This is a genomic window from Streptomyces sp. NPDC052101 (assembly GCF_040680235.1).
Taxonomy (GTDB): domain Bacteria; phylum Actinomycetota; class Actinomycetes; order Streptomycetales; family Streptomycetaceae; genus Streptomyces.
On record NZ_JBFAWH010000039.1, the window covers coordinates 16,008 to 27,208 of the forward strand.

Annotated in this window: 7 protein-coding genes and 1 pseudogene; 4 read left to right on the forward strand and 4 right to left on the reverse strand. The window is 68.5% G+C overall.

Translation table 11 applies throughout. The features are described 5' to 3' along the window. Positions 1–37: 37 nt before the first annotated feature. Both AB0L75_RS38155 and AB0L75_RS38160 read left to right on the forward strand, forming a co-directional pair. Positions 38–505, forward strand: coding sequence for an ATP-binding protein (locus AB0L75_RS38155; RefSeq protein WP_365190681.1), 468 nt, complete (start codon positions 38–40; stop codon positions 503–505). A 43-nt stretch (positions 506–548) separates the two neighbouring features. Continuing rightward, on the forward strand, positions 549–1,532 hold the full coding sequence (locus AB0L75_RS38160) for a sugar-binding domain-containing protein (protein ID WP_365190682.1): 984 nt from the start codon (positions 549–551) through the stop codon (positions 1,530–1,532). Positions 1,533–1,633: 101 nt separating this feature from the next. Here the strand turns inward: AB0L75_RS38160 and AB0L75_RS38165 are convergent, their stop codons facing one another. Further along, positions 1,634–2,470 carry a MerR family transcriptional regulator gene (locus AB0L75_RS38165; protein WP_365190684.1) on the reverse strand — a complete coding sequence of 279 codons (837 nt, stop codon included), beginning with the start codon at positions 2,468–2,470 and terminating at the stop codon, positions 1,634–1,636. A 141-nt stretch (positions 2,471–2,611) separates the two neighbouring features. Here AB0L75_RS38165 and AB0L75_RS38170 point away from each other — a divergent pair, with 141 nt between their 5' ends. Both AB0L75_RS38170 and AB0L75_RS38175 read left to right on the forward strand, forming a co-directional pair. Further along, on the forward strand, positions 2,612–3,016 hold the full coding sequence (locus AB0L75_RS38170) for a nuclear transport factor 2 family protein (protein WP_365190686.1): 405 nt from the start codon (positions 2,612–2,614) through the stop codon (positions 3,014–3,016). 64 nt (positions 3,017–3,080) lie between these two features. Beyond that, positions 3,081–3,697, forward strand: a pseudogene (locus AB0L75_RS38175) (maleylpyruvate isomerase N-terminal domain-containing protein). A gap of 36 nt (positions 3,698–3,733) precedes the next feature. Here AB0L75_RS38175 and AB0L75_RS38180 read toward each other — a convergent pair. From AB0L75_RS38180 to AB0L75_RS38190, 3 genes are all read right to left on the reverse strand, one after another. Next, positions 3,734–4,636, reverse strand: a complete 903-nt coding sequence (locus AB0L75_RS38180) for a VCBS repeat-containing protein (protein ID WP_365190688.1) — start codon at positions 4,634–4,636, stop codon at positions 3,734–3,736. Positions 4,637–5,682: 1,046 nt separating this feature from the next. Beyond that, positions 5,683–6,411: a hypothetical protein gene (locus AB0L75_RS38185; RefSeq protein ID WP_365190690.1), complete on the reverse strand. Its 729-nt coding sequence runs from the start codon at positions 6,409–6,411 to the stop codon at positions 5,683–5,685. A gap of 357 nt (positions 6,412–6,768) precedes the next feature. Next, on the reverse strand, positions 6,769–11,103 hold the full coding sequence (locus AB0L75_RS38190) for a LamG-like jellyroll fold domain-containing protein (RefSeq protein ID WP_365190692.1): 4,335 nt from the start codon (positions 11,101–11,103) through the stop codon (positions 6,769–6,771). Between the last annotated feature and the right edge of the window lie 98 nt (positions 11,104–11,201).

The following is an 11,201-nucleotide window of genomic DNA, read 5'->3' on the forward strand; positions in this document are numbered from 1 at the left end:
TCCGCACCTTCTTGAAAGGGCCGAGAAAATGAATTCCGTGGCGGATTGTGCCGTTCCCCCTGATACAGAAGCCGCCTCTGCCTCACTGGAACTGCGGGCAGTCCCTCCCGCCGCACGTCAGGCACGGGCCTTCACGGAAGGATCCCTGCGGCTGTGGGGCGAGGGCGAGGAGGTCGTCGACGCGGCCACGCTGGTCGTCTGTGAGCTGGTCACGAACGCCATCCGCTACGGCGCTCGACTGCTGGGCGAACCGGCGGAGCGCGAGCGCCACGCGGACCCGACGATCACCCTCAGCCTGGCGCTGCGGCCGGACGCGCTGCACATCGAGGTCCGTGACGGGTCCGCGGTGCTGCCCGTCCGGCGTGCGGCCGGATGCGACGACGACCGCGGCCGCGGACTGGCGATCATCGCCGCTCTCGCCGAGTCCTGGACCTGCGGCCGCGAGAGGGGCGGCGGCAAATGGGTCAGGGCCACTCTCTCGCGCAGGTGCGCCTACGCGGGCTGACAACCGTCCTGGAATGTCGTCACGACGATCAGCGAGCAGCCATATGCGCACGCAGCAGAAACCGAAGGGCGGAGCCCGCGCACACCACCCGGGCCCGGAGGAATTGGTGCAGACGGCCGCCATGGCCCGGATGTTCTATCTCGAGGGCAAGTCCAAGACCGAGATAGCGGAAGAGTTCGGTATCAGCCGCTTCAAGGTGGCCCGGACCCTGGAGACCGCCGTTCGCGACGGCTTGATCCGGCTGGAGATCCGCCTGCCCGCCGACCTGGACGCCGAACGCTCCGACGCCCTGCGCACGCGGTACGGCCTTCGCCACGCCATCGTCTTCACCTCACGAGCAGACGATCCCGGCGGCGCGGCGCTGGTCACTCACCGACTCGGCGCGGTCACGGCGGACCTGCTCGCCGAGATCGTCACCGAGGGAGACGTCCTGGGGCTCATCTGGGGCCCCGAGATCGAGGCGCTCGGCCCCGAACTGACCACCCTGCCCCGGTGCACGGTCGTGCAACTGTGCGGCGTGACCCCGCTGCGCCCCGCGGACGCCAACGCCGTGGAGGCCGTACGGCGGGCCGCATCGGTGGCCCGCGGCCCCGCCTACCCCATCTACGCGCCGCTCCTCCTGCCCGACGGCGCCGCAGCCACCATGCTGCGCCAGCAGCCCGGCATCGCCGAGACCGTCAGCCGGTTCGGCCGGATCACCAAGGCGATCATCACCGTCGGCGCATGGGGGCCAGGGCTGTCCACCGTCTACGACGCCCTCAGCGCATCCGAGCGCGAGGACTACCGGCGCCGAGGAGCGTGCGCCGAAGTGTCGGGCAGGCTGCTCGACGCCGAGGGACACATCGTCGCCCCGGAACTGAGCGACCGGATCATCGCCATCAGCTTCGAAGAACTACGGCGTGTACCCGATGTGATTCTCCTGGCCGACGGCCGGCAGCGGGCCGCCGCCACCTCCGCGGCCCTGAAGACCGGCCTGTTCAACGGAATCGTGACGGACACGGCCGTAGCGGAGCACCTGCTCGCATGACGTGGCAACGTGGCGATTCCGCCAGGCCACTTGTCCTTCCCGTGTCCTTCCAAGGACATCTGTGGCGCCGGACGGGATCACTAGATCACCAGATCACCACGCTATCCGCGGTCGGTGACGCCGGTGCGGAAGACCGGCCAGCAGACCTTGGTCCGCCACCGTGCGCTGTCCGGGGTGTGGCGCCGGCCGACCACGTAGTACTCGCGGATCGGGCCGTCGACGGCGAGCGCGTGGCGCGCGACGTAGGCGGCCAGCGTGCCGTAGGCGCGGTCGACCTCAAGGGGCGGTCCGCAGTGCTCGATCACGGCGAGTTCGGCCAGCGGCACGAGCAGTGGTTCGACCCGGCCGACCGGCCGGACGGGCCCGTCGCAGGGCACGAAAACGGTGGCCTGCCCCCGGTGATGGGTGAACAGCTCGTCCGCGTACACCCCGCCGGCATGACCGGTCTCCCGTAGCTCCTGGCCCGCCACGGTCGCGAACAGTTCGCCGAGGGCGCCCTGGAACCACGCTCCGATGTCCTGTGCCTCGACCGTCGCCGTGATCGCCGCGGCCTGGACCGCGCCGACGCTGCGCAACTCGATCCCGGGCGAGTCCCCGGAAGCCGGCGGCGACAGCAGGCCGCGCAGTGCCGCTACCGCGCGCTGGGTGCGGCCCAGCTCCTCCTCCAGGCGGTGCAGGTGCGCGCTGATGTGCCGGTTGCGGGTGGGAATGTCGGAGGCGGCCAGGACGGTCCTGATCTCCTCCAGAGGCATCCCGAGGTCACGGAAGCGGCGTACGACCTGGGCCGTGGGGATCTGCTCGGCCGAGTAGCGCCGGTACCCGGTGTGCGGATCGACGTCGACCGGTTCCAGCAGCCCGACCTCGTGGTAGTGGCGCAGGGTCTTGACGGTCATGTGGGTGGCCCGGGAGAAGTCACCGATCGACAGGTAGCTCGTCACGCGTCGATTGTGTGCCCTCCCGCAGGGGGAGAGTTCGGCGGACCTGTTCCCTTGACTCTCCCGCGACGGCCGCCGCAAGCCTGGTGCCCGCGGCCGGATCCAGGCCGCAGATCACGTACCGAGCAAGGGAGTTGACCCCGCATGTCGCAGATCACCGCCCCCGACGTCGACCAGATCGTGCAGCGCTACGTCGCTGTCTGGAGCGAACCGGACACCGCCGCACGCAAGCGCGCTGTCGCCGAGCTGTGGGCCGCGGACGGCGTCGAGTTCATCGAGGGAACCCAGTACCGCGGCCACGACGGACTGGTCGACCGGGTCGCGGAGGCGTACGGACTGTTCGTCGCTTCCGGCGAGTACCACATCACGCACGACGACCACGTCACGGTTCATGACGACATCGTCATGTTCACCGTCCAGTTGACGTATGCCACGGGCCACCGGGCCGACGAAGTGGCCTGGGCCGCCCGGGTCTTCCTCGTGCTCGACGACGACGGCCGAATCCTGCAGGACTACCACCTGACCGTCCAGCCACTGCCCGAGGCATAGCGCCCTCGGCGTCGGCTCCGAAAAGCGCCGTCCGGTTGCCGCAGTACGGTGATGGACATCCGGAGTGCACAACACCCTGGACCTCCCTGACCTGCTGCGGCTGATCGACGAACGGTCAACTGCCTTCCGCGCCGCGGTCGCCGCCGCGCCCAGCCTCGACGTGCAGGTGCCGACCTGCCCCGAGTGGACGCTGTTCGACCTGGTGCAGCACCTGGGCGGGGGCGCCGCGCCTGGGCCGCCACCATCGCCGCGGGACCTGACGCCACGGCCAAGGCCGCACCGCAGGGCGCCCCGGCTGCGCCTCGGGAGCGCGAGGCCCTGCTGGCTTGGCTGGCCGCATCGACGCAGCAGCTACTGGACGCACTGCGCAAGGCCGGCCCGGATCGCGGTTGCTGGGCGTGATGGGGCAAGTCGCAGTCGCCGCGGACCTGCGCTGCCGTCGCCCGACGCCAGCTCCACGAGGTCGCCGTGCACACCTACGAAGCCCAGCTCACCCTCGGCACCACGCCCGTCACCGTCACCGCCGCCGGCGAGGCCCCGGACGGGGCCGACGCCTCCGCCCGAGGCACGGCCAGTGAACTGGTCCTCGCCTTCCACGGCCGTATCTCCTTGGACTCCCTGAAGCTCGACGGCGACCGACACCTCTTCGACCAACTCCAGGCCTGGGACCCGGAGCCGTAGGACTGGTGCACAGCAACGCTCGCGGACCGGTGGGAGTCAGTAGATGTCGCGGTACTGGTTGAAGCCGGTGCCGATCTTGACTCGGGACTTGAAGGGCGCGGCCGCCCTGCCCGTCCCCTTGTGCAGCCACAGGTTGCCCTGGGGGTCGCGGGCGAGCAGGTCGCTGTGGCCGTCGCCGTCGACGTCACCCGTGGCCACCAGCTTGTTGAACTGGTTCCAGCCGGGACCCACCTTCACGCGGGACGCGAACGGCTTCCGGAGATCGCCCGTGCCCCTGTACAGCCAGAGGACGCCCTGCTTGTCGCGGGCGACGATGTCCGGCTTGCTGTCGCCGGTCAGGTCGCCCTGGCCGGTGATCTGGGTGAACTGGTTCCAGCCGGGGCCGACCTCGACGCGCGGTGCCAGCGAGCCGTCCGCCCTGGTCTGGAAGCGCCAGAGGACGCCCTGCTTGTCGCGGGCCAGCAGATCGGGGTGCTTGGCGCCGCCCAGGGTGCCGGGGGAGAAGACGACGTTGTACTGACCCCAGCCGCCGGCCACCTTCTTGAGGCGCGCGTTGCGAAAGAGATTCAGCGTGCCGTCGTCCATGACCTGGTACTCGCCGTCCTGATAACCGGTCAGATCGGGATCGACCGGCACCCCGAACCTGAAGTGCGGCCAGACGCCCGCACCCGACGGTTCCTCGAAGCCGCCCTTCCCGTCGGGTGAATAGACGTACGTCTGACCCGACGGCAGGATCCCGGTCAGGAAGAAGTCCGGCGCGGCGGGGGTGGGCTTGTGCTGCCCGGCCGCGGCGGCGCTCCTGGCGACGATCTTCGCCGGACCGGTCGTCGCAGGGGCGTCGGCCAGAGCGGTGCCGGCGGTGCCACCGACCACGGCGACGGCGATCGCCGAGATGACGAGACGCGACAGGGCGCGTGCACGCCAGGAAGACTGGGTCACGTATGACTCCATGAGGTATGCGGAATCAGGCGGTGCGCTCTGCATAGGTGTGGGGAGCGCCCGCATCATTGTCCGGATCTTCGCACGTCTGTCCCAGTGATTTTGCCGCGGGGTACGGAATGCGCAATTCCACCCGGACTCCACCCGGACAGCACCGCGGAAGAAGCTTCAGAGGGTGTTCTTCCGCGAGCATTCGCTGAATTTCAGCTTGAGTTGCCCTCGGGGTGCCTACGCCCATCGCATGGCGACGGCGGCGAGCTGTTCCAAGCGTCCTGGCGACAGGCTCACGGCTCGGCTGCGGTGGTTGTCGATCCAGGCTCCGAGTACTGGCGGGCGGCGGTGTAATTGAGCGCCCACCGGTCGGCCTGCGTACGGCGCGGGCGTGGCTTCTCGTTCTCGTCGGCGGGTTGGATTGCAAGGGTGTGCTCCAGCATCCATTGCTGGACGGTCGTGAGCCGTTGGGGTGCCGCAGGTCCCGGGTGAGCGGGCGGTCAAGCCGCAGCTGGGTAGGCGGCGATGATCAGCCAGGTCCATCGGTCCGCCGCATCCGGTTCCCACAGCGGGGTCCGGGTCCAGCCCAGGGTCTGCTTGAACGACCCAACGTGTGTTCCAGGTCGAACCGTCACAGAAACGCCCGCCAAGTCCGGTCGACATCCCGTCGGCAGCGCCGGTCTTCGAGGACCACAACCACACCGCACGCGCCGCGCGGTCCTTCGACAGATGCTCGACCTCCAGCCCCATCAACGTCCCTTCAGTCAGCGGTAGCTCGCCTTCGTGGTCCAGCCAGGCGGCCCGATGGGCCAGCGTCGGATGGACACGGTTCCATGCCTGGGTGACGGCCTTGCCATGGTTCACAGTGGCAGCGCGGGTAGCGATGGTGGGTTCAGGCCAGGTCTCCGGCTTGGCGAAGCGGAACACCGGACCGTGCTTCGGTGGTCGGCCGCCCTTCGGGTCGTAGAAACTCGGGGCGGCTCGGGCAGGCGCATCACGCGGTCACCCGGATGCGCCCGACCAGCTCGACGGGAAGGCTGTCCGAGGTTGCCCCGTCAGTTCCCGGTTTTGGCCTTCACAGTGGTTGCGAGTTTGCGTGCGTTCTCCTCGGCCGTCTGTATCGCTTGAGAGCGGGTATCAGTGCAGCCGGAGAAGATGATGTCGTGACCGATCCGGGAGACGACTGTGGTGGTCCCCTCGACGGTGTTGACATTGGAGGTCATGTCGACTTCGAGGCTGTCGTCGCCCAGGCCTGGCAGTGTTTTCGTCGTTGCTCCGACGATGATCGGTGATCCGTCGGTGTCCTTGAAGGTGGAGCAGCTTCGCGCGTACTTCTTCAGGTGGTCCATGGCGGTCCAGGCGTCGGTGCTGCGGTAGGAGTCGATCTCCTCGATGTACTCGTCTTGCGCGGCGTTGGCGAAGTAGGAGCCGGCATAGGAGGCGACCCCGACGTTGGAGGCATCAGACCACGTAGTGCTCAGGAGCCAGTCGCAGCGTGCTTTGACAGGCTTGCTGAATGGACCGCCGAAATGCGTACCGCTGTTGATTGGGTACCCTTTCTGCACCTTGTAGCGCTTGCCTTTGGGTAGGTCGCCGACCGATAGCAGCAGGGTTGACAGGTCTTCCCCGGTCCACACGTCGTGATCTGGATCTGCGGACTGGGCGGAAGCCCGCGCGGGGGCCTCGGTAGCCTTGGGGGCCGACGAGGATGAGCACGCACTCACGCCGACCGCAAGCGGCAACAACGCCACGCCGATGACAAACCCTCTGCTTCTTCTGCGCATTATGGCTCCCCCTCGGGTCAGCTGACAGGGGCAGATCATAAACACACCCTCCCAGCTCGTCGCCGCGTAGGGAGTCAAGCATCTGCACATCGATGGCTCTGAAGAGCTTGCAGCGATAGATCAGCCGGTGGGCGTCCGCTTCTTCGTCCAGCCGGAGACTGGCTTCTTCCGGGTCACTCGCCTGGCACTGAGGGCGATGAGTGCCCAGTTCAGGTGTGCTTCGCTGTGCTGGCGCAGGCGTTTGCGGCGGGTGTTCAAGATCCACCCCAGGGAGCGTTCGCCACGCCAGCGCCGCGGGAGGACCGCGACGTGCGAGCCCCCACTCTGGCTGAGGCGGGGGCCCGCACGGGGTCGGGTTTAGCTGAGTTGGGTGTAGGGGGTCTGCTCGTAGTCGAGTGCGCTTACCTCGGATGCCGGGAGCGCGGTGCCATAGAGCTGGACGTTGCTGATGGCGGCGTTGGCGTATTCGCCGTAGGTGCCTTGGTAGAGGCGGCGGCCGATCTGGACGGGGCCGGTGGCGTTCCAGGGGGTGCCGGCGAAGGTTCTGGTCGCGGTGAGGGTGCCGTTCACGTAGAGGTTGAGGGTGTTGGTGGGGCCGTCGTAGACACCGACGAGATGAGTCCACGCGCCGGTGGTGGCTTTGGAGCCGTAGACGGCGGTGAAGCCGGGGCTTGTGGTGTCGTCGTTGTGGCGGCCGAAGGCCCATACCTGGGCGCCGGAGGAGTAGTACAGCTGGAAGGCGTTGGCGTTGCCGGCGCTGTCGGACTGGGAGACGAAGGTGGAGTTGTTGGTCAGGCCGTTGAGCTTGACCCAGGCGGAGACGCTGAAGCTGTTGTTGTCGGTGGTGGTGCCGTCGGCGGGGTCGGTGTGGGTGCCGGTCTGGAGGGCGCTGGAGGCGCTTGCGGCGTAGCCGGTGGTGCCGTTCAGGCTGAGGACGCTTCCGCGGCTGGAGTCGTTGGTCCAGGTGGCGGCGCCGTTGAGGGTGGCGTTGTTGGTGCCGATGGAGTCGGCTGCGGTGGTGCCGGTGGCGTCGTTCAGGGGCCAGGCGGCGCTGGCGGCGTTGTAGTAGCCGATGGTCACGGGGGAGCCGAAGGTGGCCGTGCCGTTGGTGTCGGGGGCGGCGCCGGGGTATTCGATGAGTTCGCCGGCGGGTGTGGTCGTGTAGAGGTCGGGATAGCCGGCGGTGGTTCCGTTGAGGTTTCCGGGCGAGGCGATGGTCGGGTAGTCACTGGGCGCGAGCGTGACAGGCAGAGTGGTGGCGCGGGTGCTGTTCCAGGTGCCCGGTGCACTGGATGTCCAGCTCTGTGCGCCGGTGCCGTTGCAGGCGTGCAGCTGCACCTGGGTCCCGGGGGTGGTGGAGGAGTTGGGGTCGTCCAGGCACTTGCCCGACTCCGGGTTGACCAGTGAGTGGTTGGAGCCGGGCGTCCACTGCTGGGCGCCGCTTCCGTTGCAGGTCCACAGGTCGATCAGGGTCCCGTCGGTGGTGCCGCTGTGGGTGACGTCCAGGCACTTGCCGAGCACGCGGATCGAGCCGTCCTTGGCGGGCGTCCAGGACTGGGCCAGGGTGTTGTTGCAGCCCCAGATCTGGATCTTGTTGCCGTTCTGGGTGGCGGAGTGGGAGTCGTCCGCGCACAGGCCGGAGCCGTCCGCGGCGGTCAGCCCAGAGGCCAGCGCAAATGAGCTGGGTGCGGTCAACAACGGGGGCAGGCCGTTGCCGTCAGGGGTGAGGGGGAAGGTGTGGAGGGTTCCGGTGTTGTTGTCGCGGGCCCAGAGGGTCGGTGTGTTGCTGACGGCTCCGGGTGCGATGAGGGTGAAGTGGGACCAGTCGCCCGTGCCGAGCAGCACGGGCGTGGTGCCGGCGGTGCCGCCGGTGGCGGGGCCGAAGTAGCTGCTGTCCTGCGCTGAACCCTTGTAGAGCCAGAGTTGTTTGTTCTCGATCGTGATCAGGTCGGGGTAGCCGGTTCCGTAGATGTCGCCGGGGGCGATCATCTGGGTCACCGAGGACCAGTCGGCCGTGTTGTACGTGGCGCAGTTGGTGGCGTTGTCCGCCGTGGGAAGGCATTGGGGCCTGGCGAGAGAGCTGTAGTCCGCGGTGTCGGTGAAGTGGCCGGCGGTCCCTCCGGAGACGGCACCGTCGTTCTTGTAGACGTACAGGTCGTGGCTGTTCTTGTCGTACGCGAACAGGTCGTCCAGGCCGTCCTGCTTGATGCTGCCGCGGTGGGTGATCAGGTAGTCGTTCCAGCCGCTCTTGCCGTTGGGGCTCCGGGACGCGGTGGAGGCGACGGTGGGGGAGTTGCCGGGGTCGGTGTTGCCCGGCAGGAGCGTGAGGTCGCCGCTCTTGGTGGTGCCGAGCAGGTCGGGGACGCCGTCCCCGTCGAGGTCGCCCGCGGTGACCTTCCTGGCCGGGTTCCAGGGGGCGTAGAAGGTGTAAGTGGTCGCCAGCGCCTGGGTGTTGCCCGCGTGATCCTCGGCCTCGACGTAGAGAGTGTGGGTGCCCCAGGTCGTCGGATCGAGCGGGATCGATGCGCTTGGTGTGCCGCTGGAGTTGGCGGTCGCGGTGACGTAGTCGGGGCAGTTGACCGCCGGCTGTACGTCGAGTGCGTAGCAAAAGCGCCAGACGTCGCTGGACAGGCAGGTGCCGCGGGTGCACCCGGTCGGTGTGGGGTCGCTGCTGGTGACGGTGACGCTGCTGGTCTGGCCGGCGTGCCCGGTGGGCGTCTGGCCGCTTCCGGAGGGCGGGAACACCGCGCTCGGTGTGGTCACCGCGGCCTGGGACGGCGGGGTCAGGTCGACCCTGAAACCGCATGGACTGCTCCACCCGGAGTACAGAGTTCCGTCGTAGGCGCGGGCCTGCCATCCGTACTGGTGGCCGTCCTGCACCGTGGTGCCGATGTTGGTGCGCACTGTCGTGTGGGAGGCAACGTAACCGGTGCTCGGTGTCGCGACCGTGGCCGCGTTTCCGCTGCTGTTGGCGGTTTGGTCGTCCCAGACCGTGTAGTCGGCCTTGACGTTCTCGCCGCTGACGTGGGAGGCCAGCTCGGCGTTGAGCGTGATGCCGCTGGTGCTGCCGTCGAGAGTGGTCTGGCCGATCCACCCCCGTGTGCTGCTACCGCAGTTGGGGCCGGAGGGGTTCTGTGTGTCGGGCGTGGTGGCCCCGATGACCGGGGTGTCGGGCGGGATGTCGTAGGTGGTCTGGATGTACGGGTTGGTGGAGTACCGCATGAAGTCGATGTCGCTGGCGGAGGAGTCCTCGTTGCCGTAGAGGCCGACTGTCCAGGTGTCGTCGTTGGCCGCGGCGACGGAAGCGATCTGGTCGGTCACCTCGAACTTCACGCCCTGGTCGCCGCAAGGGGTGGGTGCGCTGACGTAGGCGCCGTTGTAGGCGCTGGGCGGATGCAGGGTGCCGATGGTGGAGACCACGCTCGGCTGGGTGTCCCAGTACATGCCGGAGGTGATGCGTCCGGTCCACTTGAGGGTGACGGGTGCGGTGTGCGTGCAGCCGTGGGCCTCGCCGTAGGTCTCCGTCAGATGCAGGTCCGCCGACAGGATGTGCATGCTGCTGTTGAGATTGCTCGTCTTCAGTTCGTAGAACGTGCGCTGGGCGCCGATGCAGTCGCCGTTGGACGAGTCGTAGCGCTGGTAGCCGACTCCTTCGCCGTAGCGTTGCGGGTAGTCGTACTCGTGGGAGCTGGCCGATGAGGAGTCGCAGCCCCGCTGGGCCTCGAAGTAGTGGTTGGTGGGCTCGCTCGGGGCGACGCCCGGGTCGATGTACACCGGCCAGGTGGTGCCGGTGCCGGTGAGCATGGACGAGTCGGGGGTCAGGGTGAGGCCGCTGCTGGTGGTCGTCATGGTCACCGGTGCGACGTCGGCTCCCGGTGCCGGTCCGTCGGTGGGCGAGGCGGTGGGCGTGGGGTTGTCCAAGCGCAGGGACGCGGCCTGCGGGCTGGCCTTGGGGGTGCTGGAGTCCCACATGATGGGGGCGCTGGCGGTGTAGGCGGTGGTGCCGTCCGCCGCGTTCGCGGTCATCCCGCCGTCAGCCGTGCCGGCAAGGGTGAGTCCCCGGGTGGTGGCTGCCAGGGTCAGCCGGCGCAGATCGGGGTTGGCGGCGGCCGTGGCGTCGTGGACGATCAGCGCGTCGCTGAAGCCGCCCTGGTCGCTGATGGTGGCTTCGAGGTCGACGCCGGGCAGCACCGAAGAGTACAGCGCGGTGTCCCCGCTGATCGCCGGGGTCGGCAAGGTGAACGGCACGGAGAGCGAGAGGCTACGGCCGGCTTGGTCGGTGAGGCTGACGAGCGGGCCGCTGCCGCCGCCTGAGAGGGTGACGCCGTTGGGCGTCGCCGCAGTACTGAACGAACCGTCCGAGTTCTTCACGAGCGATGCGTCCACCGGCGTCCAGGCGTCGTTCTTCATCACTCGCACCGGCTGCACGTACTCGGTCGTCGTGAGTGATCCGTCCGGGTTGGCCGTGGTGGTCGTCGTCTCGCTGGTCAGCGAGTCGATCGGGACGGATTTACCGGTGGCCTGAGCCTGGAGGAGGGCACTCTGGGTCGGGTTGCCGGGGGTGGGGTCGCTGCTCGCCGCGGCGGCGATCGGGGCTGCCCCGAAGACCAGCGCCCCCAGGACCGACATGACGGCCAGTTGGTGCGGCGCGGTGCGCCATCGCCCGCGGTGCAGGTGCGTTCTTCCCCCCATGGGAACCCCTTCGAGGTGTGGATCAGGACAGGTGTCCGGTCCGACGAGGCATCAGTGACGTACGTGTACGCGGGTGGACTGGACGTGCCCCGCGTTGC